Below are 26065 nucleotides of genomic sequence, written 5' to 3'. Positions count from 1 at the left end.
TCACGCCCCACGACCGTTCGCCGCCGAACAGCCAAAAGCGATTAAGTAGCCACGCTCGAGAGTATTGCGTATGGTAACCTTCCTCTCCGGGGGCACCGGGACGCCGAAGTTGTTAGACGGCGCTGGGGCCGTATTTTCGCCGGAGGAGACGACGATCGTCGCCAATACGGGCGACGACATCGAGATCGGCGGGCTGTTCGTGTCGCCGGACGTCGACACGCTGCTCTTTCAGGGCGGGGGCGTCCTCGATCGGGAGACGTGGTGGGGGATCGAGGGCGACACGCACCGGACGAACGCGGCGCTGATGGATATCGCCGACGCCGCGGACCTCCCCGAGGGGCCGCAGTACCTCTCCGAGGAGCAACAGACGACGGGGCGGGACCTCGCCAACTGGCGGCGCTTTTCCGGCGTCGCCGAGTTCATGACGATCGGCGACCGCGACCGGGCCGTCCACATCACGCGCACGAGTCTTCTCGATCAGGGCTACACGCTGAGCGAGGCCACCCAGCGCCTCGCCGACGCCTTCGATCTCTCGGTCGATCTCCTCCCGATGAGCGACGACCCCGTCGCCAGCCTCGTCCACACCGACGAGGGGATGATGCACTTCCAGGAGTACTGGGTCGGCCACCGCGGCGAGCCCGACGTCGAGAACGTCGAGTTCCGCGGCTCCTCGACCGCCGAACCCGCGCCCGGCGTCCTCGAGGCGCTCCAGGACACGGTCGTCATCGGGCCGTCGAATCCGGTGACGAGCATCGGGCCGATGCTCGCGCTGCCGGGCGTCGCGGACACGCTCGCTCAGACGACGGTCGTCGCGGTGTCGCCGTTCCTCGGCGACGAGGCCTTCTCCGGGCCAGCCGAAGACCTCATGGAGGCGGTCAACGCCGAACCGAGCACCGACGGGCTGGCGACCGCGTATCCGTTCGCCGACGCCTACATCGTCGACGAGGGTGACGACGTCGAGTTCGACCGGCCGACGATCCAGACGGATATCGAGATCGACTCGCCCGCGGACGCGAAGCGCGTCACCCGAGCGATCGAACAGGCGATCGAAATCGTTAGCTAGCACCAGTATGCCCACACTCCCCTCGGAACCCGAACTCACCTTCGACCCGCCGCTCGCGCTCGCCAGCCTGAGCGGCGAGGCCGACGCCGAGTGGGCTCGCGCCGGCGCCGACTACGCGGGTGCCGCCTTCCTGGGCGGCATCGCCCTCGACGAGGACTCGAGAGCCGCCGCACGCGAGCTCGTCGCCCGCGACCGGAACGAGTTCCTGCCCGCCGATCCGCTCGAGTTCATCGACCGTCAACTCGCCGCCCTCGAGGGCGTGCCGATCCAGCCCGGGTTCAACGTCCGGAGCGCGACCCGGGAGCCGATCGCCGACGCGGCGCGGGTCTGTCGCGACCGGGACGCCGTCCTCGAGATCAACGCCCACTGCCGGCAGGACGAACTGTGCGCGGTCGGCTGCGGCGAGACCCTCCTGCAGGACGCCGACCGACTCGTCGGGTACGTCGAAACAGCAGCCGACACCGGCGCGACCGTCGGCGTCAAGGTCCGCGCCGAGGTGCCGGACGTCGACCTGGCGGCGCTCTCAGGGCAACTCGAGGATGCCGGTGCGGCGTTCGTTCACGTCGACGCGATGGACTCCGAACCCGTAATCGCCGAGGTCGCCGACGCGACCGACCTGTTCGTGATCGCTAACAACGGCGTCCGCGACGACGAGACCGTCCGGGAGTACGTCGACTACGGCGCCGACGCCGTCAGCGTCGGCCGGCCCAGCGACAACCCGGCGGTGCTCGAGCGCGTCCGTTCGGCGGTGGATCGACGGCTCGGCGTCGAAGCGCGTCCCTGAGTTCGCTCCGATTTCCGTTCAGTCTCGGAGGCAGTCAGTACAGTCAGTAACCACTTCGAATGATATCAAATCGGCAACAACTGTTTTAGGGACTGCGTCGCTCTGTCCAAGGGATGTCGACGGAACTCATCGAACGCACCGACGAGTACACGATCGAACTGGACGAGCAGCAGAACGTCCCGATTTTCACGTACAACACCTTCGTCTCGGGAGAGGAACTCCGGGATATCGCCCGCACGTGGGCGGATTTCATCGCATCCGAAGGCGCCGACCAGTACGTCGTCAACACCGAATCGATCTCCGCGCACGACGATGCGGACAAGCGGTGGCTCGCCGAAACGTGGATCCCGACGCTGATCGAGCAGGGCGTCCGCCACGGGGCCGGCGTCTACGCCGATTCGGCGATCGCGAGCATGGACATGGAGGAGATCGAAGACCAGTTGAACGCGATCGATCCCGACTTCGAGTACCGCACCTTCGGGTCGGACGCCGACGCCCTCGAGTGGCTGGCGGCGCAGTAAGCCGCGCGCACCGCGTCCCTCGAGCGATCGATTCGAGCGATCGCGAAAGAAGAAAGGCCTAACCAGTGCGCTCGCTTCCATCCGAGCATGAGCCTCGACGACCTCAACGAGGACGTGCAGGCATCGTACTCGGAGTTCGGCGACGAACTATCGATCGACCTCGACCGCGAGACGCGAAACGAACTCGCGCTGCTCGAGACCGCCCTCGATCCGGAGGAAACGGACGAACTCGTCCGCCGGGCGATCCACATGCTCTTTCAGTCGACCGTCGAGACGGGGAACCTCGATTTCCACCTGCGGTCGGCCTACGACGTGACGTACGACGAGTACCTCTCAGGAATGACCTTCGACCAGATGACCGGCGCCGATCAGTATCCGACGATGGACGACGAGCGGCGGTACCAGTTCTAACTGGCTTCCGCTGCAGTAGAATCGGTGTCTTACTCGGTCGGCCCCGACTGGGGCGGTAAGCGGGCGGCCGCGATCCAGAACCGGACGAGCAGCCGCATCGTCTCGACGAATTCCGCTTCGTCCTCGCCCGCCGGCTGTTCGACGACCGCGTTCGCCCGCTGGTCGTAGGCGTGCCGGACCGCGGTCGCGGGCGAATCCGTTGGGAGACAGACGACGAGCGGAATCCGCGCGAGATCCGCGTCGGCGGCGATCGTCTCGAGAACCGAGTCGCCGTCTAGCAGGGTCGACGGTTCGGTTCGGTAGACGACGAGCCCCGGAGTGGGGGCGTCCTCGTATTCGCCTCGCTGTTGAAGGAAGTCGAGACATGCGGCGTCGTCGTCAACGACGTGCAGCGCGAGGTCGTCCCGTTCGGTCCGGAAGGCGCGTTTCGTTCGCTCGATCCGGTCGCTCGAGGGATCGACGAGGAGCACGTCCGGCGGGTCAGTGGGGTCGTCGCGATCGATCATCGAAATCGTCTATGCTGCAGTGCAGTCGGTGTCGGCGAGTTGGTTTCAGGACGGGCCGGCGCTGTCGGCGGGGCTCCGGTGTCGGAAGGGGGGCCTCGGTCACAGTCGTAGTCGTCGCCGCCGCCGCAGTCAGGTGCACGCTTCGAGGCCGAACAGTGTGGCACTCGGGATGCGACTTGATCGTCGGGCCGCGTAACCCTTCGGGCTGCAGACGACGCGGTCGGCGTACTCGAGGGACTCGAGACGGATCCGGAGCCGAAGGCGGGGGACAGTCTCGACCGAAACCTGTGCGTCACTTAGTCGTCGATCGGCGCGGCGCTCGAGAGCGCCTCGTCGAGTTCGGCGTCTTCCATCTTCTCGACTAACGCCTCGATGACTTCCTCGCGCTTGCCCTTGACGAACTTGATCGAGCCGACGACGAGGTGGCCGCCGCCGGAGACGCCGCCGCCGGGGACTTCCTCCTCGAGTTCCGAGACCATCTGCGGGATGTCCAGGCGGACGCCGTCGGAGCGCAGGACGGCGAAGTCCGGTCCGTAGCCCACGGTGATCACGGGGTCGCCGGTCTCCTCGATCTTGCGGTCGTGGATCTCGCCGGTCGTCTTGCCCGGCGCGGGGTAGGTAAAGCGGTGGGCGTGGTTCTCGACGTCGATTCGGTAGAGGTGGGCGCCGTTGTCCAGTTCCTCGTGCTCGAGGTGGGGCATCGCGGCCGCGAGCTGTTCGTCGACCTCCTCGCGAGCGCGGTCGGCGAAGAAGTCCACGAGTTTGCGGTGGCGGTCCTCGTCGTCCGAATCGATCTGGAGCAGGTCCTGAATCAGCTGATCGCCGGAGTTGTAGCGCAGCCAGAAGGCGGCGTAGTCAAGCGCCTCGCTGACGTCCTGTAGACGCTCCTCGTCGTAGCCTTCCTCGGCGGCCAGCGCGAGGTAGTCCTCCATCGCGTCGGCCTTCGAGCGGTCCGAGAGGCCGGCGACGGCGGGGACGTGGCGCAGTTCCTCCGTGAGGTCGGGGTAGATCATCCGCGCGAGTTCGACGCAGAGCATCCCCGTCGTGATTCGGTAGTCCTCGTCGTGGAGGTAGGGGTTGACGTGGGCGTCGAGCAGGTTGCCCACCGCATCGGGGTCGGGGTGGTGGTGATCGATCGCGACGATCGGGATGTCGTAGTGGGCCAGCGTCTCGTAGGCCGGGACGTCCTCGGCCGTCGAGCCGTTGTCCAGCATCAGCAGGAGGGGGAGCTGCTGGCCGTGTTTCTCGCGGTCTTCCAGCGCGAAGTTGAGGTCCCGCGTGGCGTCTTCCATCTCGTAGAACGGCGCCTTGGCGGGTAGGCGCTTGATGAGGTGGCGCGGCGCGTCCTCGTCCTCGTGGACCTCGGCGATAAAGCGCTCGAGGGCGATCTGGACCGGTACCGCGGCACACATCCCGTCGCCGTCGGCGTGGTGGCGGACGCGGATGGGGCGGCCCTCGAGAACGGTCCGGCGGAGTCGCTTGGCGACCTCCTCGAGGTCGGGCCGGAGCTTCTCGAAGGCGGGCCAGTCGATCAGGGGCTCGACCTCGTGGGGCTGGGCGCGTCCCTCGAGCGCGGTTTCGATGCGCTCGCGAGCCTCATCGGCGTCGTCGCCCTCGAGTCTCGAGAGGCCGTCGACTTCGATCTGTACCGAGCCCTCGCGGTGTTCGGGGGTGCCGGTGACGCGGACGACGTCGCCGACCTCGACCGAGGGGTAGGCGCGGACGCCGGCCTCCTCGAAGGCGGCACAGGGGACGACGCCGTACTCGTCGGCGACGTGGAAGATGGTCGGGCCGCCGGTCTGTTTGACCTGGACGACCTCGCCTTCGAGGTGGATCTGTTCGCCGACGTTGGCCTCGAGCCGGTCGGTGCCGGTCAGCGCGTAGTCGTGGGAGACCTCGCGGACCGTGTAATCGTCGACGTCGACCGGCTCGAAGGCCATGTCGCCGTTGTCGCGGACGCTCTCGAGTTCGACGACGAGTTCGTCGCCGACGGCGAACGTGCCCTCGAGGACGGATTCGTGGACGAGACCGGAGACGGATTCGGAGAGATCGACGAAGACGCCGTAGTCGACGATACCGTTAATTTCGGCGAGATAGGCTCGGTCCTGCTCGAGATCGTCTGCGGTGCAATCTGCATCGAGATCGTAGACGACGGAATCCCCGTCGTCCGCGCCGGGTTCTCCGGCGGACGCTCGTGTCATCTTGGTACGTCGTTTGGGGGTGGCCGCGTATAACCCTTGTCAAGAAGGGCAGGGTACGGCGCGAGGGGGCGGTGCAATCGACTGCGAATACCAACGGTGTCTGTCCCGGATCCAAGTCCGAGCCCGGGCCCGGGATCCGGCGTCGTGATCGATTACTCCGTCAGCACCGTGACGGGACCGTCGAACTCGAGCAGGACCCGCTGGGTCGCGTCGCCGAACAGCGCCTTGCCGGTCGGCGAGCGCTCGCGACCCGGGAGGTAGACGTGGTCGCAGTCGTGGTCGTCGGCGGCCTCGAGGATGGCGTCGGCTTTCTCGCCGACGTAGCCGGCCGTTTCGTACTCGATGTCGAACTCGGACAGCTCCGCTTCTGCGAGATCCTGCGCGAACTGCCGTGCGCCTTCGCGTGCGTCGTCGGTGGTGTACGTTCCGCCCGAACTGGCGATCGACGACATCGCTTGCTTGCGCGCGGCGTACTCCTCGTCCGTCGTCGCGTGAATCAGGACGACGGTTGCATCGCCGGCTTCGGCGAGGGATCCGGCCATCTGTGCGAGTTCCGTAGCCGCTTCCGTCGGTTCAGCGACGACAAGTGCTCGGTCCATGTCCGGCCCTGTGAGTGTAAATACGTAAATATATGAGGGTATTAGTTAGTGATATTCGAAAAACATAACGAAAATTCGTAAATCGTTGCACCTATTCCATAAAATATACCAATTATTCTTTGAGAACGTATCTGGTGAACGATGTTCATACCACTACAGGGTGTTGAGTTTTCACACAGCCCACTGCTAACGTTCTTCATCGGACTGTTAGTTGTCGTGGCACTGCTCGTCTGGCTCGACTTTCCGGCATTTATCGGGTTGATCCTCGCCGGCTTCACCGTCGGTGTCGTCAACGCCGTGTTCGTACCGGACTTCGCACCGGCCGACGCCGCGACGGAAGTCGCGGGGGCGTTCGGCGACAACATGACCGGGATCGGTATTCCGATCCTCGCCGCCGCCGTCATCGGCAAATCGATGCTGGAAAGCGGCGCCGCCCAACGCATCGTCCGCGGGTTCCAGAACCTGCTCGGGAAGGACAACTCCGACATCGCGCTGCTGGGCAGCAGTTCCGTGCTCGCGATTCCCGTCTTCTTCGACAGCGTGTTCTACCTCATGGCGCCGCTCGCGCGGTCGATGCGCGCTCGAGTGGGACGTGACTACACGCTGTTCCTCGTCGTCGTCGGGGCCGGTGCGGCGACCGCACACGTCTTCGTGCCGCCGACGCCCGGCCCGCTGGCCGTCGCCGCCCAGGTGGGCAGCGACCTCGGTGTGACGATCTTCATCGGCCTCATAACGGCGATTCCGGCCGTGGTCCTCGCCGGCCTCGTTTACGGCCGCTGGATCAACGCCCGACTCGACATTCCGCTGCGCGACACCATGGCGACGACCACCGAGGAACTGCAGGAGGTCGCCGACCGACCGACCAGTTCCCTACCCGGCCTGCTCGCGTCGCTCTCGCCGATTCTGGTCGCGGTCGGTCTCATCGGTTCCTACACCGTCGTCGACTCGTTCCAGGACGTTATCCCGGCGCTCAGTTCGATCGAGCCGATCGTCGTCTTCATCGGCGAGAAGAACGTCGCGCTGATGCTCGCGGCCGTCGTCGCCGCCTACGTCCTCTACAGTCACAACGAGATGACCTCGAGCGAGTGGAGCGAGGAACTGACCGAGGCCCTGAAAAGCGGTGGTAACATCGCCGCGATTACGGCTGCCGGTGGGGCCTTCGGTGCGATGCTCGCCGCCTCCGGCATCGGCGATTACCTGGCGGGCATCCTCCAGGAGTTCGGTATCGGACTGCTGATCACCGCCTGGCTCATCGCCGCGATCGTCCGCATCGCACAGGGGTCGGCAACCGCCGCGATGCTCACCGCGGCCGGGATCATGGCGCCGCTGACCGGCCAGCTGTCGGTCAGCACCGCGTACCTCGTCATGGTCATCGGTGCCGGCGGGAACATCTGCTCGTGGTACAACGACTCCGGCTTCTGGCTGGTCAAGGAAATCGGCGGCCTCACGCAGGAGGAGACGCTGAAGACCTGGACCGTCCTGACGACGATCATCTCCGTCTCGGGACTGATTACGACGCTCGTCGTGTCGTCGATCATCCCGTATCCGTTCGGGTAATTCGGGGACGATACCCGGATACCCGATATCCGGTACCGCTCTCGAGTATCGTCGTTTTCGACTGCAGTTTCGTTCCGAACCCGTTTCTCGCCGTTTACCCGTTCGCTCGACTCGCACAACTCGTTCGACTCGAGCGACTGGAGTCGACCGTTCCTCGATCCGTAGGTCGGACACCTGCGCGGAGTCGGCGCATCGGAACGTTTAGCAACCGCAAGCCCGGACGTGGTGACATGGGGCTGCTCGACGCGCTGTTTCGCTCGAACGAGATCCTCGGTATCGCCGAGGAGACCCTCGAGTTCGCCATCGAGTCCTCGGAGGCGGCTCACCCCGACGAGTACATGGGCTTTCTGCGCGGGACCGAAGCCGATCAGTTGGGGTTGGACCGCGACGGACTCGTTATCACGGACATCCTGGTCATTCCGGGCACCGAGTCCAACAGCGTCAGCGCGACCGTCAAGACGAACCAGATTCCAAACGACGTGAAGGCGTTGGGCAGCGTCCACTCGCACCCGAACGGCGTTCTCCGACCGAGCGACGCGGACCTGGGGACCTTCGGCCGCGGTAGCGTCCACATCATCATCGGCGCGCCGTACCGCCGGACCGATTGGAAGGCCTTCGACTCCCAGGGCCGGCCGACGAACCTGCAGGTGATCGACGTCGAACTCCCCGAAACCGAGGAATTCTTCGATTTCACGCAGGCCGACATCGACGAGGAGTTACGAGGATGACGGCAGGCGACACAGCGGACGACGGCGGCCACAGCGACGGCAGCGAGGACGCCGTCCGAACCGTCATCGCCCAGGGCACCTTCGATATCCTCCACCCCGGTCACGTCCACTACCTCGAGGAGGCCGCGGCGATGGGCGACGAACTGATCGTCATCGTCGCCCGGAAGGCGAACGTCGATCACAAGGAGAAACCGATCTGTCCCGCTACGCAGCGCCGGGACGTCGTCGACGCGCTCGAGGCCGTCGACGAAGCGATCTTAGGTCACGAGGAAGATATCTTCGTCCCGATCGAGGAGATCGATCCCGACGTGATCGCGCTGGGCCACGACCAGCACCACGACGAGGCCGCCATCGAGGCCGAACTCGAGCGCCGCGGGGTCGACTGTACGGTCGAGCGCGCGAGCGGCCGCGAACCCGGCGCGGAGGAACTGCTCTCGACGCGGCACATCATCGATCGGATTCTCGAGCGACGAGGGTAGCCGTTCAGGCGGCGTCGCCGCTGTCTCGTTCTCGGTCAGCCGTTCGCGTCGCCGATCACGGTCCACCCACCGGTGCCGACGGCGCGCTCAGTTCTCGATGATCGCGGCCGGCGGCGGCAAGCGCAGCGAGTCGACCGTGTGCCCTGTCTCGACGAAGTGTTCGATCGCCTTCTCGGACACCTCTTTCTCACTGTACCCCTCCGACGTACTGATTTGCCACTCGCACTCGAGACAGTACTTGCACATTCGATTCTCTACTGGCTCTCCGTGGTAAGACGTGGAAAGGGTCATGCAGGAAATCGAAGGGACCGCCCCCGCCTTCGAGCCACCGTATCTTCCCCGGAGAACCGTTGTACGGCGTCTGTACTGCGATTCGAGAGAGACCGCCGCGGCGGACGACCGCGGTCGGGCGTAACTACTCCCGCTTAACGCCGGGGTTCGTCACTGCGCCGTTGGCCGCCGAGCCGAAGTCGCGGCCGTACTTCGCCAGCACGCCGGTCGTGTACTGGGGTTCGGGGAGGTCGCGCTCTGCGAGCCGTTCCTCGATCTCCTCGTCGGTGAGGTCGACCGAGAGTTCGAGTTCGTCGATGTCGATCCTGACGGTGTCGCCGTCCTCGAGGGCGGCGATGGGGCCGCCGACGGCGGCCTCGGGGGCGACGTGGCCGATGGAGAAGCCGCGGGTCGCGCCGGAGAACCGCCCGTCGGTGAAGAGCGCGACGTCCTCGGCGTGGCCCTGGCCCGCCACCGCGCTCGTGACCCCGAGCATCTCGCGCATGCCGGGGCCGCCGCGGGGCCCCTCGTTGCGGATGCCGATGACGTCGCCGCTCTCGACGCGGCCCTCCTGGACGTACCGCATGGCGTTTTCTTCGTTCTCGAAGATGCGGACCGGGCCCTCGTGCTCGAGGTGGTCCTCGCCGGTGATCTTGATGACGGCGCCGTCGGGCGCGAGGTTGCCGGTGAGGATGCGGATGGCGCCCCGCTCGTGGATCGGATCGTCGACGGTGTGCAGGAAGTCGGCGTCCAGATCTTCGATCGCCGGTGGGTCGACGCGCTCTATGCCCTCGGCGAGCGTCTCGCCGGTGACGGTCAGCGCGTCGCCGTGGAGCAGGTCCGCCTCGAGCAACTCGCGGAGGACGACCGGGATGCCGCCGACCTCGTGGATGTCGTTCATCACCTTCTCGCCGCCGGGCTGGAGGTCGGCGATCTTGGGCGTGCGGGCGCTGATCTCGTTGAAGTCCTCGATGTCCAAGTCGACGCCGGCCTCGGCGGCCATCGCCAGCAGGTGGAGCACGGCGTTGGTCGAGCCGCCGACGGCGACCTGCAGCGCGATGGCGTTCTCGAAGGACTCCTTCGAGAGGAAATCGGAGGGTTTGCGCTGTTCTCGGACGGCTTCGACGGCGAGTTCGCCGCTCTCCTTCGCGACTTCGTAGCGTTCTTCGTCCTCGGCGGGCGGCGACGAGGATCCGAGCGGCGCGAAACCGATCGTCTCGGAGATCGAGGCCATCGTGTTGGCGGTGAACATCCCGCCGCAGGAGCCCGCGCCGGGACAGGCGTTGCGCTCCATCTCGTCGAGTTCGTCCGGGGACATCTCGCCGTCGGCGACGGCGCCGACGCCCTCGAAGACGTTCTGGATCGTGACCTCCCGGCCCTCGTGCTCGCCGGGCATGATCGAGCCGCCGTAGAGGAAGACGCTGGGCAGGTCCGTCCGGATCGCGGCCATCATCATCCCCGGCATGTTCTTGTCGCAGCCGCCGATCGTGACCAGCCCGTCCATGCGCTCGCCGAAGGAGACGAGTTCGACGGAGTCGGCGATCAGTTCGCGGGAAATGAGGGAGGCCTTCATCCCCTCGGTTCCCATCGAAATGGCGTCGGAGATGGTGATCGTCCCGAACTCGATGGGCATGCCGCCGGCCTCGTCGACGCCCTCGAGGGCCGCGTCGGCGACGTCGTCCAAGTGGACGTTACACGGCGTGATGTCCGCGGCGGGGTTGGGAACGCCGATCATCGGCGCGCCGAAGTCCTCGTCGTCGAACCCCATCGCCCGGAACATCGCGCGGTGGGGAGCCTTGTCCGGGCCCTCCGTCACCTCGCGACTCCGGAGATTCTCGTCCTTTCCGTAGTCGAACTCGTCGTCGCTGCTCATGGTCGGTTCTTGCGTCGCGCAATTATAAACACCCAGTTCTCGGCCGATTATTCCGCACGGAATCATTCGTCCGAACATGTTCGCACGAAACCGGGGGATAGTCGTTCGCGACGAGTACTCGAGTCAGTTCGCGACCCGCCGCCTACTCGAGTCGGGTCGCGGCCGCCTCGAGCGCCTCCTTCGTGTCGAGGCTCTCGAACGTCGCGTCGTCGACGTCAGCGTCCTCGAGGACTTTCTCCGCGACGGTCACGTAGTCGACGCGCTCGAGGGCGGCGACGATCCGCTTGTCGTCGGACTCGAGGGTTTCCGCACATGCTCGCGCCATCGGCTCGGTCCGGTAGACCGCCTGGGTCGTCTGGTACCAGCCGTCCTCGAGTTGGACGACGGCTCCGTCAGCGTCCGCGTCGCGAGCGCGCTCGAAGAGCAACTCGAGCAGGTCGGGATCGACGAACGGCATGTCGCAGGCGACGACGGTCGCGAACTCGCGGCCGTAGGTCTCGTCGACCGCCTCGAGACCGGTCCCGATGCCGGCGACCGGGCCCCGATCCTCGACTGGATCGAGCGCGAACTCGATCGTCGGGGCACAGCCCTCGAGGGCGGCCGCGATGGCGCCGCGCTGGTCCTCGCGGCAGTTGACGACGACCGCGTCGGTGACGGCGGCGAGTCGGTCGACGACGCGACGAATCATCGGCGTCCCGGCGAGGTCCGCGACCGCCTTGTCCTCGTCGCCGAAGCGCGTCGAGTAGCCGCCGGCGATGACGAGGCCCGCGAGGTCCGGCGCCGGCGCTGACTCCGGCTTCGACTCGCGATCCGTGTCCGCGTCGGCGTCCGCACTCGCGTTCGAGTTCGAACTCGAGTCCGATCGGGAGCGGTCGGAAGGTGACACGGCTCGAGGTAGCACCGAGGCGGCTATAATACTGGTGTTGACGCGACGGCGGTCGTCGAGAAGAGTGCCGGCCAATTCGAATCTGAATATCAGGTAATTTTATACGCTCGAAGGTCTAATTCGTACGATCCTACCGTTTTGCGAGGAAGAAAGCTTATACCGCACCGTTCGACTCATCGAAGCATGGCACGCGATGATCCGGTACGCAGCCAGACAGCAGCGAACGACTCAGCACTCCCGAACCTCGTGACCATCGTCGGTCGCGGCGTCCCCTCCAAGTTCGAAATCGCCGTCGACGGCGAGATCGAGATGGTCGCGGACGATCCGGTCGCGGAAGCGACGATCGTCTCCGAGAACGTCGCGGAGGGTGCGATCGACGTCGGCGTCCAACGGTTCCGCTTCTCCGGCGAGATGGCCAACGTCCACGTCGTCGACTGGAACGGCGTTCCCGCACCCGAGTCCTCGAGTACGCCGAACGTCCACGTCGACTACAACGTTTCCCAGCGATAACGTCGCTATTCTCCGGGTAGGGGTCTCGGTTTCTCGCGGTACTCCAGACGTTCGTCCGTTTTCTCGAGTCTCGAATCGTGATTCTTCGCATCCCCAGCGGTTGCTGAACGCGCTGTTAGCCCGACAGCCACCGGACCGTCAGGCGTTGCCACCGTCGAAACCCCCTTGCGGGGGGCGATCCTATCCCGACGATATCGATGCCGAATCCGACTTCCGGCGCCCCGTCCGACCCCGAATACGAGACCGAGGTCGCCACCGTCAGCGCGGGCGCTCGGCTCCACGTCGGCTTCCAGAACCTCTCGCTGGCCCGGGAGCGACTCTACGGCGGGATCGGCGTCGGCCTCGAGGAGCCCCGCGTCACCGTCACCGCCGAACCCGCCGAGGGCGTCTCGAGCGACGACCCGCTCGGCCGGGAGTACGCCGCACGCGCCGCCGAAATTCTCGACGTGCCCGGCGTCGCCCTCGCGGTCGAGGAGCGACTCCCGCGCCACGTCGGCCTCGGCAGCGGCACCCAACTCGCGCTGGCCGTACTCGCGGCGACGGCGCGAGCCCACGGTCTCGAGCCCGGGGCTCGAGACCACGCGCCGGCGATGGGCCGGGGCGGTCGCAGCGCCGTCGGCGTCGCGACCTTCGAAGGCGGGGGCTTCGTCGTCGACGCAGGCCACCCGACGAACCGCTTCACCACGGAACCGCCCGCCGAGGGCGACTGGACGGTGCCGCCGGTCGTCGCCCGCCACGATCTGCCCGAAGATTGGCGCTTCCTCGTCGTCGTCCCCGACGCCGAGCCCGGCCGCTGCGGCGAGTCGGAGGACGAGAGCATGCGCGCGGTGGTCGAGCGCGCGGATCCGGCCGTCGCCGACGAGATCGCCGGCGTCGTCACCCGCAAGTTACTGCCGGCGGCCGCCGAGGGCCGCCTCGAGGCCTTCGGCGAGGCGATCGCCGAAATCGGCCGCAAGAACGGCGCGTGGTACGCCGACGCGCAGGGCGGGGTCTTCCGTCCGCCGGCCGGCGAACTCGTCGAGGCGCTCGAGGACTGCCCCGTCCTCTCGGGGATCGGCCAGTCGTCGTGGGGACCGGTCGTCTACGGCGTGACCGACAGCCGGCACGCCGACGAAGCCGCAGCGGCGGCTGAGGATGCACTCGAGGAGCGCGGGCTCGAAGGGCAGGTTATCGTTACGTCGGCGGCGACCGATGGAGCACGCGTTCGGTAATCGTCGGCCACCGGGACTCGAGGACTACCGCGGGCGACGTTCCCTCGACTCACCGCGCTCGGGTCCGTGGCTTACAGCAGCCGTCTGCGCGGGGACGCCGATTCGTATCCCATCCCTCACAGTCTCCGGGCTGAGAAAATTATTTGACAACTCGACAAAACTTATTGCGTAATGGGTCCCGTAGCGATTCTCGGGCTGACGGTCGTGTTCGTCTCGGTGTACGTCTTGCTGTCGGCTCTCGTACTGAAGGACGCTGAGACCCGCGGGATCGAAAACTCGGTCCTGTGGGCCGTGATCGTCGTCGTCTTCCCCGTGATCGGACTCGGCGCCTACCTCATCAGGCGACGCATGCCCGAAAGCGACAGTGAGGATTCCGGGGTCGGAGGGACGACATTTCCGCGTCCCGGAGCGGAGCGTTCGAACGACTCGGCACGGGCGGACGAATCGGAGACGCGCCGCTGAAGCGGCGGATGCGTCGCGTTCGGATCCGCCCCGCGGTCCCGGCCGTTTCTGAACGATGCCGACAGTCGGGTCCCACAAACGGTATGCATCTCCCCTCGTAGTGGTCGATATGGAACGGATGCCGCTGGGCGTCGCACGCCTCGACCGGATGATCGGCGGCGGCGCGCCGGCCGGCAGCGTCGTACTGCTCGCCGGCGAATCCGGCGCCGGCGCGCGAGAGTTCGCCTACACGAGCGCCGTCATGAACGGGCTCGCCGAGCGGGGCGCCGAGCAGTTCGACCTCCACTACGGCGACCTCGAGAACGGTGCAACGCTGCCCGACGGCATTCACTACATTTCGTTTACCGACGAGCGGACCGCGGTCGCCAACGAGATGTCGTTCGTCATGGAATCGGACCTCGTCGAAACGGGAATGGACGCCGTCGAGTTCGTCGAACTGGCCGAGGAGTACTTCCAGTTGACACCGGTGCCGACGGAGTGGTACGCCGAACGGACGGCCGACATCACCCAGCTCGGGTCGCAGACCGAGCGCGAGGACGTCCTCGACGCCTTCGGCGGCTACATGACCGAACACGCTGCGGGCAACCTCGTGATCGTCGACTCCGTAACCGACCTGATCGCGGCGGCCGAGGACCGGCTCGGCTGGTCCGATCTGACCGTCCTCCTCAAGGGGCTCGCCCGCGCCTCCCACCGCTGGGGCGGCGTCATCTTGTTGCTGGTCAACTCCGAACTCCTCGAGCCGACCCAACTCGGCGGCCTCAAGGAGGCCACCGACGGCACGCTGCTGTTCGAGTGGGAGAGCGGCGGCTCCGAGCGCGCCCGAACGATGGTCGTCGAGCAGTTCCGGGGCGTCCTCTCGCGGCTCGAGGACGAGAACATCGTCCGGTTCGAGACCGAGATCGGCGACGCGGGCTTCGACATCAGCAACGTCCGGAAGATCCGTTGAGCCGTCGTTCGGCGCCGAGACCGCACCTGCGGGCGGTCGTCGTCGGCAACAACCCTTATGCACCGACCCTCGCTAGCTACGATAGATGGAGAGCGAGGACGACGAGGGGGACGTTTCGTTCGCGCTCCCGGCCGACGTCGACGACTGGGTGACCGACGCGGCCGCGGACCGCGACGAATCGCCCGCCGACGTCTGTCGGCGCGTCGTCGCGGCGGCCCACGCCGTCGCGACCGAGGGGGAGGGCGCCGAGCCGGCCGACCGCGAGGACCTCGAGGAGCTCCGGGGAGAACTCGAGGCCCAACGCGAGGAGTTTCGCGACCTGCTCGAGGACGTTCGTTCGCGGGTGATTCAGGTCAAACGCGAGACCGACGCGAAGGCGCCCGCCGAGCACGACCACGACGAGTACGAGGCCGACCTGTCGTCGCTCCGCGCGGACCTCGAGGACCTCGAGGCGACCGTCGACGCGGGCTTCGAGAACTTCGAGGAGGTGCTCGAGTACCTCTTAGAGCGGACGGACCGCCTCGAGGAGCGCTCGACGGTGCTCGCGAAGGCGGCCGTCGACCTCCGCGATCACTGGGACGCCTTCGCCGAACGCGAGCGCCGTCGGGCCGCGGCCGACCGGCTCAAGACGGCGGCCAACCGCCTAGGCATTCGGACCGCGACCTGCGAGGACTGCGGCTCGAGCGTCGACGTCGCGCTGTTGACCGCGCCCGAGTGCCCCCACTGCGCGAGCCCGATCGCCGACGTCGCCGCAAAGCAGTCGTTTTTCGGCTCGCCCACGCTCGAAACCGGCGAACCGCCGGCGCTCGAGGGCAGAGCAGAGCGCGCGACGGAGTCGACGGCCGAGGACGTCTTCGCGCAGATCGAATCGAACGCCGAAACCGCCGCCGAAACGGAGCGAGACCGCACGCTGCCGTTCGACACAGACTCATGAGCGACGGATCCGACTCGAGTTCGGGCTCGAATTCGAACTCGAGCGACGACGGCGAACTCGACCCCGATCGCGAGCGCGAGCGCGAGGTGGCCGTCGACTACGACGAATTCGACGCGCTCCCCGATCCCGGTACGACCGGATCGCAGCGGGGACTCGCCGGTGACGAAGAAGCGAGCGGGGAAGCGGGCGCGGAACCGACGGCGCTTCGCGCGGATTCGGACGCTCGAGCCTCCGAATCCCCCTCGAGTGACTCGAGTCGCTCGCGTAACGATTCGGCCGCCGATCGAGCCGGACCGCTGGGCGACCTCGCCGCTGCCGTCGACGAGCGAGCGACGGAGCGCGACAGCGGGGATGACGCGTTCGACGACTTGTTCGAACGCGAGGACGTCACCGCGCTCGATCCCGACCGACTCTGGGAGCGCCTCGAGAACGACGACCCGCTCGCCGACCAGCTTGGCGACGACCGCGAAATCCGCGAGATCGACAAGCACGAGTACTGTCACCAGTGCGAGCACTTCGCCGACCCGCCGGGGGTCGGCTGCACCCGCGACGGAACCGACATTCTCGAGCTGCCGAGCCTCGATACGTTCCGGGTCGCGGGCTGTCCGGTCGTCCTCGAGAACGAAGAACTCGAGCGCCGATACTAGGCGTGGGACGGCCACAGCGGCCTCGAGCCCCGCCGCAGGGACGGGAATACGAGGTGTTTTTGCGCTCGATATCCTACCGGTGGGTATGCAGTTTTGCGACGACTGCGGTTCGATGATGAAAGCCGACGGCGACCGCATGGTCTGTACGAGCTGCGGCGCCGAGACGGAACGGGACCGCGAGCAGGAGGACGCGTTCGTCACGACGGAGTCCCAGACGGACGACGACGTGATCGAGTCGAGCGAGGACGCGAACTTCGAGGGGAAGCCGAAGGCGACCGACGTCGTCTGCGACGAGTGCGGGACCCAGGAAGCCTGGTACACGCTCAAACAGACCGCGTCAGCCGACGAACCGCCGACCCGATTCTTCAAGTGCACCGAGTGCGGCCACCGCTGGCGCGGCTACAACTGAGTCGTCCCCACCACGCCGACGCGCGCCAGAGTGAACCGTTTCTCGAGTCGATAGCCGCTCCCAGTTGCACTCCGTTTCGGGTTCCAACGGCCGATTTCTGCGCCGTGACGGTCGACAGCGACGAGCGGGTAATATACAGCTGCACGTAGCAGTCCGCTCACAAGAACGCGTTGCGCGAGCAACGACCCCGGACAACTAATCGGCGGTGCGGACAGAAGCCGCCATGGACCGACGGCAGGTTCTGAAAGCGGCCGGCGTAACGTCGACGGTGTCGCTCGCGGCCGGACTCGGCGCTGCGAGCGACGACGAAGGACACGGGCGAGGACGCGGCAACGGCCGTACAGGCGACGACCGCGGACAGGGGCAGGACCAGCGAGCGTGTTCGCAATCGAACTGCATCCACCCGGTGCTGGGGTACTCCGGGCTGACCGCCGACGAGCAGTTGCCCCAGCCGCTCCAGCCCGATCACGCGGTCGAACTCGAGACCAGACCGCCCTCGGGGGAACGGCCGCTCCCGGAGTTCATCTTCGAACCGACCGGGCTCCACGTCGAGCCGGGCGACGTAGTCCGATTCGATCTGGTGGCGCCCGATCACACCGTCACTGCGTACCACCCCTCTCTCGGACGCCAGCGCCGCGTACCGGAGGGTGTCCCGGCGTTTTCGTCGCCGGTGCTCGGACAGGGCACGTTCTGGCTGTACCGGTTCGATCAGCCGGGCGTCTACGACGTGCTGTGTGCGCCCCACGAGATCTTCGGGATGGTGGGGCGGATCGTCGTCGGCGACCCGCCCGCGGAGCCGAACTTCGGGCCGGCGGGTGAGGTTGACGTCAACGGCGAGACGGTCGACCTCCGCCCGCCCGAACTCACCGCGGAACTGGTGTATGCCGATCCGGCGCTCGAGCCGGCGACGATCGCCGAGCAGGGTCGGGTTAGCTGGGACGCCCTCCAACCCGAGAGTAAGCGGGTGCTCGTCGAGTTTCCGGAGCCGCCGGCCGAGGGCGAGTAAGTAGCGTCGATCGCGCGGTAGTCGCTTACAGTTCGTCGGCGAGAACGACGCCGATGATCGCACCGACGGTACTGAGCCCGAGCGTGTACAGGACGAGAAACGCCAGGACGACGAAGACGAACCCGCCCATCGTGCCCGGCATACCGGTGCCGAGCACCATCGTCATCGCGAACAGCCAGAACAGCGTCATCGGGACGAGCATGACGAGCCCGGCGAGCGCGCCGACCCGCAATCCGTCCCCGCTGTCCCCGCCCTCGAGGTAGCCGGCGAGCGCGCCGCCGACGAACGCGGATCCGGGGATAAACGAGAGCACGATGCCGACGACGCCGCCGACGAGCGCGTTGACTGACGTGTTCCAGCCGCGACTCGAGTCGTCTTCGTCGGGATACGTCTCGATCGCTGGGGGCGTTCCCGCGGTGTCGGAGGACATACCCTTCGATAGCGACAGCACGATAAAAAGTGTTCGTTCGTGATAGGTTTCACGGAGCGACGAGCGGCCCGCAACGTTCACAACCCAGCAGACGAACCGACGAGTAGACGAATGTCAGACGGCCCGCGGCTGCCGGGCGTCGAACGGGAGGACGAGGAGGACCGCATCGTCCTTCACGTCGACGCCGACTGCTTCTACGCCTCCTGCGAGCGACTGCGCGAGCCCGAACTCGAGGGCGAACCGGTCGTCGTCGGCATGGGCTACGAACCCGGGGAGACGATCGGCGCCGTCGCCACCGCCAGCTACGAGGCCCGCGAGTTCGGCGTCGAGAGCGCCCAGGCCATCTCAACGGCCCTCGAGCGGCTCCCCCGTCGCGCCGCGCTCGAGCCGGAGGCCGACGACTACGATCCGGACCTGACCCGCGAGGAGACCGGCTTCTACCGGCCGGTCGATATGGACTTCTACGAGTCGGTCGCGAGCGAGGTCCGCGACATTCTGCACGACTGCGCCGACGTCGTCCGCGAGGTGAGCATCGACGAGGCCTACCTGGACGTCACCGAGCGCACCGCCTGGGAGGTCGCCGACGGCTTCGCCCGCCATATCAAGGACCGCATCCGGCGCGAGGTCGGCGTCACCGTCAGCGTCGGCGCCGCACCGACGATGAGCGCGGCCAAGATCGCCAGCGACTTCGACAAGCCGGACGGACTGACGGTCGTCAAACCCGGCGAGGTCCGCGAGTTCCTCGCGCCGCTCGAGGTCGACCTGCTCCACGGCGTCGGTCCCGTCACGGCCCGCGAGTTGCGGGAGATGGGTCTCGAGACCGCGGGCGAAGTGGCCGAAACCGACCCCGAACCGCTGGTCGAGCGGTTCGGCGAGCGCGGCCGGGAACTCTACGAGCGCGCCCGCGGCGAGGACGACCGCCGCGTCGAGCCCAAGGGCGATCCCAAGAGCTTCTCGCGGGAATCCGCGTTCGCCGAGCCGGTGTCCGACTCCGAGCCGAAGTACGAGCAGATCGAAACGCTCGCGGCCGCAGTCGCCGACCGCGCCCAGCGTGAAGGCGCGCTCTACCGGACCGTCGGCGTCAAGGCCGTCACGCCGCCGTACGACGTCAATACCCGCGAGCGCTCGCTGCCCGGCCCGGTCGACGATCCGGACCTCGTCGATCGGATCGCCACCGAACTCTTCGCGGAGTTCGAGGACGAACCCGTCCGCAAGGTCGGCGTTCGCGTGGCGAACCTCGAGTTCTCGGCGGCCGATCAGGCGAGTCTGGACGGCTGGGACGGCACTGAGAGCGCGGCGGAGACCGGAAGCGAGACCGACACCGACGCCGATACCGACCCGTCGCTCGAGCAGAGTGAGACCCGAGGGGATGCGGCGGACGATGACGCTGCGTCAGCGAGCGGGCTCGAGGAGCCGTCGGATGGACAGGCATCGTTGACCGATTTCTCCTGATACTCACGGGACGACGACGGCTGCTCGGCGAGTCCCGGCCACGGTGCCGTCCCGGACTCCGGGCCGACGAACGCGACCGTCAGCCGGAACACTGAAACGATCCCCCTTCGTTGACACTCGAGTAACGAACTATATCGTCTCGATCGCCCATGACAGAGGACTTCTACGACCTTCTCGATATCCCTCCCGACGCCTCCCAGGACGAGATCAAGGACGCCTACCGCGAGAAGGTCCGCGTCTATCATCCGGACGTCAACGACGACGACCGCGCGCGGGCGCAGTTTACGGCAGTTAAGAAAGCCCACGAGATTCTCGGCGACCCCGTCGAACGCCGGGCCTACGACCGCATGGGCCACAGGGACTACGTCTCGAAGCGGACCAGCGGGATCCCCTCGCCGGACGTGTGGAGTTCGGATTCCGACGGCGACTCGAGTCGGTCGACGTCGACGAGCACGACGTCTAGCTCGAGTTCGAGTGCAGGAACACGTTCGACATCGACCTCGAGTACGAGTTCAACCTCGAGTTCACGCTCGCGTTCGTCACGGTCAAAATCGACCAGTTCGTCGACCGGCGGGTCCGGATCGACTTCTCGAAGCCGTTCGCGCTCGACCTCGACGTCTGGGTCGAGCACCGGCGGTTCGTCAACGTCGCGAAGCCGATCGACGAATCGAAACACCGGAACGGGGACCGGGACTGGAACCGGAACCGCGACCGGATCCGCCAGCGGCGCGAGCGCCTCCGCCTCAACTGCGAGCGGGACGACCGGTACAACCTCGAGCGCCGGCACCCGAACCACATCCGCATCCGGAAGCGGAACCGGGAGCGCTCGAACCGGCGGCTCGAGCGCGACGGCTTCGGGCACTCGGACTCGCAACCGCACTCGCTCGGACGACGCGGACGCCAACGTGTTCGTCCAGTGGTGGCGCCGACAGAACTTTGCCCTACCGCTGATCTGGCTGTCGGTGCTCGTCTACGCGATCGGTCTCGGCCACTTCGCCCGCGAGAACGAATCCGCGCTACTGGCGCTCGCGACCGATCTGACCGCCATCGGCGCCGATCCGGCGGTCCTCTGGGCGACGCTTCTAGAGAGTCGCCACGGCATCCCGGCCCCGGCCGCCTTCGTCGTCCAACTCGAACTCCTCGAGCCGCCGTTGGCCCCGCTCGAGTGGAACGCCGCGTTAGCGGGGATCGTCGTCGCCGCGATTGCGATCGTCCTCGGTGCCCGACTCGTCCGGCGCGAGGATACCTGGGGGACGATCACGATCGACGAGACGATCTTCCTCGCGCTCGCGGTGACGGTCGCAGCGACGCTGTTCGGCGGGCCCCTCCTCGCGGGAGCGGCACTCATGCCGTTCCTGTTCGCGGTGATCGTTCACCGAACGAGGCTCGGCCCCGGCTGGAAGCCGTCCTACCTGTACGTCGTGCCGGTGCTCGCCCCGGCCGTCGCCCTCGGCGCTGGACTCGCCGGGTACGCGTCGCTCCCGGGTGATCTCCTCGCGTTCGTCGTCCTCCCGTTCGCGGGCGCGTTCGGACTCCCGCTGCGGGCGACGATCAGGAAGCACTTCAATCGCTGACCGCCGCGATTCACCTTCTCTGTCCTCCGTTCGTTCGCCCGTCTACTCTCGTCTCGAGTCCCGTTCTCAACCCACCAACGTCGCCACACCCTTCGTCTGGCGGTAATCGCTCGCCAGAATCTCCTCGAGCGTCTCCACGAGCGTCTCGCGGTCGCCGTCCTCCCACTCCGACGGGTCGCGGATGGGGACGACCATGAAGCCGCGGCCGCGGATCTGTCGGGCGTGCAACGCAGCCATGTCGAGTTCGAGATGGCGCCGCTGGGTCGTGTACTGCTGCAGGACGTGGTCGGTCGCCTGCGCGCCGACCGGCAGGAGGATGTGGGCGTTGATCGCCCGCAGTTCGGCGTCGAAGAACCGCTCTAGGTCGTCGTAGTCCCGGGCGGTCGGCTGGTGACCGTTCGGCAGACAGCACATGTGAATGTAGCTGCAAAAGAGGTTCTCGAGGTCGGGCTCCGCCGCCGGCCCGGAGACGAAGCCGGTTTCGCGGAAGACGTCCTGAATCGCGAGCCCCGAATCGAGCTCGGTGAAGGGAACACCGGTTCGCTTCCCGCCGTGGACCCCGGGATGGTCGCCGATCAGGTGGAAGTCGGCGTTGGCGTCACCGTAGCCGAAGACGGCCGTCCGCTCGTCGGGCGGCGTCCGGTCGAACGGCGGTCGGAGTCCGAACGGGTTGCTCGTTCTATCGGTGACGTTTTGCACGGCTATACGAACGGGTGACTCCCCAATAACGGTCGCGATTGCGGTCGGAATCGCGTCGGGACGCGTCGGGATGCGCTCGAGAGGGTGCGATGTTTGGGTGGGGGTAGGACTAGGGCTCGGGCGACTCTTCGGGACCGGGACCGGTGCCGGTGTCCGGGCCCGACCCGGATCCCGCGCCCGCTCCCGTTCTGAAACGGTCGGGGCCGCCGTCGCTCGAGAGAGGCCGCGAGCGAGAACGGGACTGGGGCTCCACGACGAGCGTCGCGTTGATCAGTTCCGCGAGTCCGCGCCGGAGCCGCTGGGAGACCGCCGAGTCGGAGATTCCGAGCCGCTCTCCGAGTTCGACGAGCGTCGTCTTGCGCGGGACGTCGAAGTAGCCCGCCTCGTAGGCGGCGACGACCAGGTCCCGCTGGGCGTTCGTCAGCCCGAACCGCCGGCGGTGATCCGACCCGACCGCTTCGTGAAGCTGAGCGAGTTCGATCGAGACGTCGTCTTCCACACAGGCCGTGTAGAACTCCGAGAGGTCCTCGTAGGACGGAAACCGAAGGCGGAACGTCCACTGCGAGGCGGTGCCCGCGGCGCTCGTGACGATCGCGTCGCTCCCTCGGATCGCCTCGAGCACGCCGTCGACCCGATCGTCCCAGTCGATTTTGACGAGGACGCTGTCCTCGAGTTCGTCGACGACGGCGGCGTCGGTGACGTTCCCGTTGTCCTCGAGGTCGTCGACAACGGCGTCGGCGACGTCGGCCGGCACCCAGAGGTACGGGAGGCTTCCCTCGTCAGCCGGGACCGTCGTCTCGACGGTGACGGTCGCGTCGCGGTCGCGCTCCGACTCGAGCACCGAGCCGAGCGGGAACTCGCTCGCGGGAATCGAGACCGTCGCGATGACGCTCATCTGTGGCTCCGACTCTCGAGCGCGGTCGAACGGGGCAGGGGGCGCTCCGGTTCCGACCCGGTTGCTGTCGCCGTTCGTCTCGATTTGCGTCGCTTTGCGTTCCAACACCGAACGGTACGCTCCGAACGTCGAACACGACTGTACATACGGTTCGTTCGGTAATACATTCACAGGTCGTTACAAGAATCGGCCGGTTAGATATCGAAGTCGTTTAAATAGCGCTCGCGGCGGAACGCGGTGATTTTATGCCGCCGTTCCGGCTCTCCCCTGACGAAGACGAATGTATCAGGTTGGACACTACGGCGCGGCGCTGTTGCTGTACGCGCCGCTCGGCGCGGCCGTCTCGCTCGCGGGGTACGAACCGGCCGCCCTTCTCGGCGGCCTCGTCTGCGTCGGGCTCTCGACGCTGCCGGACTGCGATCACCGGCTGCCGCTGATCGACCACCGGGGGCCGACCCACACCCTGCTGTTCGCCGGACTCGTCGGCGGGGCGCTGGCCGGGACCGTGGCGGTTCTCGGCGACGCCTCGGCCTCGCTACCGGCCCCTGTCGGTAGGGTCGACGACGCGCTCCTCGTCGGCTTCGCGTTCGTCGTCGGCGCGCTCTCGATCGTCTCGCACCTCCTCGCCGACGCCCTGACGCCGATGGGAATTCGGCCGTTCTGGCCCGTCTCGAGTCGGCACTACACGCTTAGGGTGACGCGTGCGGCGAATACGATCGCAAACTACGTTCTGTTCGCGATCGGCGTCGGCGCCGTCTTCGCCGCGGTTGCCGTTACGACGGTCGTTGGTTGAGACGGGGGCTGAACTGGACGTCGAACGCGCTACGTCGAGAACGAGGGCTGGGACCGCGCTGTGGCCGTCCGGGTTCGGTAGAGGCCGGCGCAGAACGCAATCGCGAGAGCCACGGCGAGGGCGACGTAGAGGCTGTCGAGGGCGGGACTGTACGTCATGACGGTCCGGCGACCGAGATAGGCGACGGCGAGAACGAGCACGGCCGATCCCGAGAGCAGCCATCGGAGGGGGCGATCGTCGAACCGTCGTTGACTGACTCGCGTGGCGACGATAATCGAGGCCAGCAGGACGAGCGTCGCGGCGTACTGGAGCAGTTGCACGGTCGGCGAGTAGTCTGTCACCAGCCCGAGATCGGTCGGGCTGAGCGCGACGTGGGCCGGCACCGCGAGGAGGCCGAGGCCGAGCGCGCCGGTAGCGGTCCCGGCGGTCAGCGTCGACTCCCAGACGAGAACGGTCGCGACGGCGAACATCGAGAAGATGAGGATCGCCGTCCAGAAGTGCAACGAGAGGATGTCGAGCGTGTACTGGGTGACCGTTTCGCGGCCGAGAGCGACCTGCACGGGCGTCAGGACCATCCCGAGAACGACCAGCGCGGTGACGCGTCGGTCGACGCTCGGCAGTCGCCAGGCGGCGATCGCGGAGCCGATGATCCCGAAGCCGGCGAACATCGCGACGAAGCGGTGGATCCACTCGTAGAAACTCGGCAGCGACGCCGGGAGGAGGTTGTACGGACCGGCGTCACACTGGGGCCAGTTCGCTTCACACGCGAGCCCCGAACCGGTCGCCTTCGCGGCGATACCGAGCAGGATCGTCGCGGAGACGAGGACGAGCGTCGTCCCGAGCAGGTGTCGGAAGCCGAACCGATCGATCAACGAGCGAAATCTCGGACGGGTAGCGTGACTGGTGGACGACACGGTCGTTCGTCGGGGGTTAGGACCACCCGTATTTAGATTTCCCGTGTCAGGGGTCTGCGCGATTGCCGGTGGTCTCGGTCGCCGGATTCCTCGAGCGAGCAGTCAGCACCCGGCCGGCGCCCGGGGTCCGTCGGATTCAAGACCCGTCCCCGACAGCACCTGACATGGGCAGTGACGACAAGCGCGAGCGACTCGAGGCCGTTCTCGAGTCCCGCGATCTGGATGCGGTGTGGTTCGCACGGCCGAACTCCTTCGCCTGGCTGACGGGCGGCAACAGCGTCATCGACCGCGAGAGCGACACGGGGGTCGCCGCCGTCGGCTACGACGGCGACGTGCGGATCGTGACGAACAACATCGAAGCGGAGCGGATCAAGGCCGAAGAGCTCCCGGATCTCGAGGCCGACGCCGTCTCGATCGAGCAGTTCTCCTGGCACGCTTCCTCGCTCGGCGAGGCGATTTCCGCTCGCGTCGGCGACGACGAGCGCGCAGCCGCGGACGTCGACGTACCGGGCCTCGAGCGGATCGATCCGAGCGCGCTGCGACAGCCGCTGACCGAGCGCGACCGCGAACGATACCGCGAACTGGGCCGGGAGACGGCCGCAGCCGTCGAATCTGTCTGCCGGGAGCTTCGCGCCGAGGACACCGAACACGAGGTCGCCTCGGCGCTGCGGGTCGCCCTGTCGGCGCGAGATATCGAGGCGCCGGTCTGTCTCGTCGGCGGCAGCGAGCGCGCCCAGCAGTACCGCCACTACACCCCGACGCAGGCCAAGCTCGGCGACTACGCGCTGCTGTCGGTGACCGCCGAGCGCCACGGGCTGCACGCGAGTTGCACCCGCACGGTCGCCTTCGACGCGCCCGACTGGCTCGAGGACCGCCACGAGGCAGCCGCGCGGGTCGAGACGACGGCGCTGGCGGCGACCCAGGAGGTCGCGGAGAACGGCGGCACCGCCGGCGACGTCTTCGGTGCGGTTCAGGACGCCTACGCCGCCGTCGGCTTCGAGGGCGAGTGGGAGTACCACCACCAGGGCGGCGCCGCCGGCTTCGCCGGCCGAGAGTGGATCGCGACGCCGGACCACGAGGCGTCCGTCGAGGTCCCGATGGCCTACGCCTGGAACCCGACGGTGCAGGGCGCGAAAAGCGAGGGCACCGCGCTCGTCACCGACGACGAGATCGAGCCGCTGACGACGACCGATAACTGGCCGACGATCACCGCCGACGCCGTCGACCGCGACGTCGAACTCGAGCGGCCCGCCATCCTGACGCTCGAGGACGAGTAACCGCGAAAATTGCACGGCGAGTACGGCG

Annotated in this window: 30 protein-coding genes and 1 pseudogene; 20 read left to right on the top strand and 11 right to left on the bottom strand. The window is 67.1% G+C overall.

From position 1 onward, the window contains the following. The first annotated feature begins 70 nt into the window (after positions 1 to 70). From cofD to ATJ93_RS03305, 4 genes are all read left to right on the top strand, one after another. On the top strand, positions 71 to 1063 hold the full coding sequence (gene cofD, locus ATJ93_RS03320; RefSeq protein ID WP_120243196.1) for a 2-phospho-L-lactate transferase: 993 nt from the start codon (positions 71 to 73) through the stop codon (positions 1061 to 1063). A gap of 7 nt (positions 1064 to 1070) precedes the next feature. Further along, complete coding sequence (locus tag ATJ93_RS03315) at positions 1071 to 1847, top strand: tRNA-dihydrouridine synthase (protein WP_120243195.1); 777 nt, start codon at positions 1071 to 1073, stop codon at positions 1845 to 1847. A 113-nt stretch (positions 1848 to 1960) separates the two neighbouring features. Continuing rightward, positions 1961 to 2368 carry a hypothetical protein gene (locus ATJ93_RS03310; RefSeq protein WP_120243194.1) on the top strand — a complete coding sequence of 136 codons (408 nt, stop codon included), beginning with the start codon at positions 1961 to 1963 and terminating at the stop codon, positions 2366 to 2368. Between the two features lie 87 nt (positions 2369 to 2455). Beyond that, complete coding sequence (locus ATJ93_RS03305; protein WP_120243193.1) at positions 2456 to 2779, top strand: hypothetical protein; 324 nt, start codon at positions 2456 to 2458, stop codon at positions 2777 to 2779. 29 nt (positions 2780 to 2808) lie between these two features. Here ATJ93_RS03305 and ATJ93_RS03300 read toward each other — a convergent pair whose 3' ends face one another. From ATJ93_RS03300 to ATJ93_RS03290, 3 genes are all read right to left on the bottom strand, one after another. Then, positions 2809 to 3285 carry a response regulator gene (locus ATJ93_RS03300; RefSeq protein WP_120243192.1) on the bottom strand — a complete coding sequence of 159 codons (477 nt, stop codon included), beginning with the start codon at positions 3283 to 3285 and terminating at the stop codon, positions 2809 to 2811. Between the two features lie 296 nt (positions 3286 to 3581). Next, positions 3582 to 5486, bottom strand: a complete 1905-nt coding sequence (locus ATJ93_RS03295) for a DHH family phosphoesterase (RefSeq protein ID WP_120243191.1) — start codon at positions 5484 to 5486, stop codon at positions 3582 to 3584. A 152-nt stretch (positions 5487 to 5638) separates the two neighbouring features. Further along, positions 5639 to 6085 carry a universal stress protein gene (locus ATJ93_RS03290; RefSeq protein WP_120243190.1) on the bottom strand — a complete coding sequence of 149 codons (447 nt, stop codon included), beginning with the start codon at positions 6083 to 6085 and terminating at the stop codon, positions 5639 to 5641. Between the two features lie 141 nt (positions 6086 to 6226). On the opposite strand from ATJ93_RS03290, the gene ATJ93_RS03285 reads away from it, so the two are divergent. The 3 genes from ATJ93_RS03285 to ATJ93_RS03275 all read left to right on the top strand — a co-directional run bounded on the left by ATJ93_RS03285 (position 6227) and on the right by ATJ93_RS03275 (position 8849). Next, complete coding sequence (locus ATJ93_RS03285) at positions 6227 to 7642, top strand: GntP family permease (RefSeq protein WP_120243189.1); 1416 nt, start codon at positions 6227 to 6229, stop codon at positions 7640 to 7642. Positions 7643 to 7872: 230 nt separating this feature from the next. Next, the gene (locus ATJ93_RS03280; RefSeq protein ID WP_120243188.1) at positions 7873 to 8370 is read left to right on the top strand and encodes a Mov34/MPN/PAD-1 family protein; all 498 of its coding nucleotides are present in this window, start codon (positions 7873 to 7875) and stop codon (positions 8368 to 8370) included. Next, entirely contained in the window at positions 8367 to 8849 is a 483-nt protein-coding gene (locus tag ATJ93_RS03275; protein WP_120243187.1) for an adenylyltransferase/cytidyltransferase family protein, read from the top strand. The genes ATJ93_RS03280 and ATJ93_RS03275 overlap by 4 nt, the downstream gene beginning before the upstream one ends. A gap of 87 nt (positions 8850 to 8936) precedes the next feature. Here ATJ93_RS03275 and ATJ93_RS23470 read toward each other — a convergent pair whose 3' ends face one another. From ATJ93_RS23470 to mobA, 3 genes are all read right to left on the bottom strand, one after another. Beyond that, positions 8937 to 9095: a hypothetical protein gene (locus tag ATJ93_RS23470; protein ID WP_170155505.1), complete on the bottom strand. Its 159-nt coding sequence runs from the start codon at positions 9093 to 9095 to the stop codon at positions 8937 to 8939. Between the two features lie 169 nt (positions 9096 to 9264). Further along, positions 9265 to 10992, bottom strand: coding sequence for a dihydroxy-acid dehydratase (gene ilvD / locus ATJ93_RS03270; protein ID WP_120243186.1), 1728 nt, complete (start codon positions 10990 to 10992; stop codon positions 9265 to 9267). Between the two features lie 142 nt (positions 10993 to 11134). After that, entirely contained in the window at positions 11135 to 11749 is a 615-nt protein-coding gene (mobA, locus tag ATJ93_RS03265) for a molybdenum cofactor guanylyltransferase (protein ID WP_120243910.1), read from the bottom strand. A 312-nt stretch (positions 11750 to 12061) separates the two neighbouring features. On the opposite strand from mobA, the gene ATJ93_RS03260 reads away from it, so the two are divergent. The 8 genes from ATJ93_RS03260 to ATJ93_RS03225 all read left to right on the top strand — a co-directional run bounded on the left by ATJ93_RS03260 (position 12062) and on the right by ATJ93_RS03225 (position 18003). Then, positions 12062 to 12388: a hypothetical protein gene (locus tag ATJ93_RS03260; protein WP_120243185.1), complete on the top strand. Its 327-nt coding sequence runs from the start codon at positions 12062 to 12064 to the stop codon at positions 12386 to 12388. A 197-nt stretch (positions 12389 to 12585) separates the two neighbouring features. Further along, complete coding sequence (locus ATJ93_RS03255; protein ID WP_120243184.1) at positions 12586 to 13599, top strand: beta-ribofuranosylaminobenzene 5'-phosphate synthase family protein; 1014 nt, start codon at positions 12586 to 12588, stop codon at positions 13597 to 13599. A 171-nt stretch (positions 13600 to 13770) separates the two neighbouring features. Further along, positions 13771 to 14061: a PLDc N-terminal domain-containing protein gene (locus ATJ93_RS03250; RefSeq protein ID WP_120243183.1), complete on the top strand. Its 291-nt coding sequence runs from the start codon at positions 13771 to 13773 to the stop codon at positions 14059 to 14061. Positions 14062 to 14170: 109 nt separating this feature from the next. Continuing rightward, on the top strand, positions 14171 to 15007 hold the full coding sequence (locus ATJ93_RS03245) for an RAD55 family ATPase (protein WP_120243182.1): 837 nt from the start codon (positions 14171 to 14173) through the stop codon (positions 15005 to 15007). Between the two features lie 85 nt (positions 15008 to 15092). Beyond that, positions 15093 to 15941 (top strand): hypothetical protein, encoded by an 849-nt coding sequence (locus ATJ93_RS03240; protein ID WP_120243181.1) that lies wholly within the window; start codon positions 15093 to 15095, stop codon positions 15939 to 15941. Further along, positions 15938 to 16588 carry a hypothetical protein gene (locus ATJ93_RS23890; RefSeq protein WP_211334018.1) on the top strand — a complete coding sequence of 217 codons (651 nt, stop codon included), beginning with the start codon at positions 15938 to 15940 and terminating at the stop codon, positions 16586 to 16588. The genes ATJ93_RS03240 and ATJ93_RS23890 overlap by 4 nt, the downstream gene beginning before the upstream one ends. Positions 16589 to 16673: 85 nt before the next feature. After that, a complete protein-coding gene (locus ATJ93_RS03230; RefSeq protein ID WP_013880233.1) occupies positions 16674 to 16997 on the top strand; it encodes a transcription factor S in 324 nt (107 codons plus the stop codon). 223 nt (positions 16998 to 17220) lie between these two features. Then, entirely contained in the window at positions 17221 to 18003 is a 783-nt protein-coding gene (locus tag ATJ93_RS03225) for a cupredoxin domain-containing protein (protein WP_120243180.1), read from the top strand. A gap of 25 nt (positions 18004 to 18028) precedes the next feature. On the opposite strand, the gene ATJ93_RS03220 is transcribed toward ATJ93_RS03225, so the two are convergent. Beyond that, positions 18029 to 18433 (bottom strand): DUF5518 domain-containing protein, encoded by a 405-nt coding sequence (locus ATJ93_RS03220; RefSeq protein ID WP_120243179.1) that lies wholly within the window; start codon positions 18431 to 18433, stop codon positions 18029 to 18031. Positions 18434 to 18544: 111 nt separating this feature from the next. On the opposite strand from ATJ93_RS03220, the gene ATJ93_RS03215 reads away from it, so the two are divergent. Both ATJ93_RS03215 and ATJ93_RS24425 read left to right on the top strand, forming a co-directional pair. Then, positions 18545 to 19885, top strand: a complete 1341-nt coding sequence (locus tag ATJ93_RS03215) for a DNA polymerase Y family protein (RefSeq protein ID WP_120243178.1) — start codon at positions 18545 to 18547, stop codon at positions 19883 to 19885. 149 nt (positions 19886 to 20034) lie between these two features. After that, positions 20035 to 20169, top strand: a pseudogene (locus ATJ93_RS24425) (DnaJ domain-containing protein); the annotation flags it as partial. Positions 20170 to 20246: 77 nt separating this feature from the next. Here ATJ93_RS24425 and ATJ93_RS24420 read toward each other — a convergent pair. Continuing rightward, positions 20247 to 20747: a hypothetical protein gene (locus ATJ93_RS24420; RefSeq protein ID WP_342768853.1), complete on the bottom strand. Its 501-nt coding sequence runs from the start codon at positions 20745 to 20747 to the stop codon at positions 20247 to 20249. A 43-nt stretch (positions 20748 to 20790) separates the two neighbouring features. On the opposite strand from ATJ93_RS24420, the gene ATJ93_RS24415 reads away from it, so the two are divergent. After that, complete coding sequence (locus tag ATJ93_RS24415; protein WP_342768852.1) at positions 20791 to 21459, top strand: molecular chaperone DnaJ; 669 nt, start codon at positions 20791 to 20793, stop codon at positions 21457 to 21459. Between the two features lie 66 nt (positions 21460 to 21525). Here the strand turns inward: ATJ93_RS24415 and ATJ93_RS03205 are convergent, their stop codons facing one another. Both ATJ93_RS03205 and ATJ93_RS03200 read right to left on the bottom strand, forming a co-directional pair. Continuing rightward, complete coding sequence (locus tag ATJ93_RS03205; RefSeq protein WP_120243176.1) at positions 21526 to 22158, bottom strand: uracil-DNA glycosylase family protein; 633 nt, start codon at positions 22156 to 22158, stop codon at positions 21526 to 21528. A gap of 109 nt (positions 22159 to 22267) precedes the next feature. Beyond that, positions 22268 to 23053, bottom strand: coding sequence for a helix-turn-helix domain-containing protein (locus ATJ93_RS03200; protein ID WP_120243909.1), 786 nt, complete (start codon positions 23051 to 23053; stop codon positions 22268 to 22270). 280 nt (positions 23054 to 23333) lie between these two features. Here ATJ93_RS03200 and ATJ93_RS03195 point away from each other — a divergent pair, with 280 nt between their 5' ends. Further along, positions 23334 to 23846, top strand: a complete 513-nt coding sequence (locus ATJ93_RS03195; RefSeq protein ID WP_120243175.1) for a metal-dependent hydrolase — start codon at positions 23334 to 23336, stop codon at positions 23844 to 23846. A gap of 29 nt (positions 23847 to 23875) precedes the next feature. On the opposite strand, the gene ATJ93_RS03190 is transcribed toward ATJ93_RS03195, so the two are convergent. Continuing rightward, positions 23876 to 24760 carry a COX15/CtaA family protein gene (locus ATJ93_RS03190; protein ID WP_211334017.1) on the bottom strand — a complete coding sequence of 295 codons (885 nt, stop codon included), beginning with the start codon at positions 24758 to 24760 and terminating at the stop codon, positions 23876 to 23878. A gap of 164 nt (positions 24761 to 24924) precedes the next feature. On the opposite strand from ATJ93_RS03190, the gene ATJ93_RS03185 reads away from it, so the two are divergent. Continuing rightward, positions 24925 to 26037, top strand: coding sequence for a M24 family metallopeptidase (locus ATJ93_RS03185; protein WP_120243173.1), 1113 nt, complete (start codon positions 24925 to 24927; stop codon positions 26035 to 26037). Positions 26038 to 26065: the final 28 nt, after the last annotated feature.

Source organism: Halopiger aswanensis (assembly GCF_003610195.1).
GTDB classification, from domain to species: Archaea; Halobacteriota; Halobacteria; order Halobacteriales; family Natrialbaceae; genus Halopiger; species Halopiger aswanensis.
This window is presented reverse-complemented; position numbering and strand designations above follow the sequence as displayed.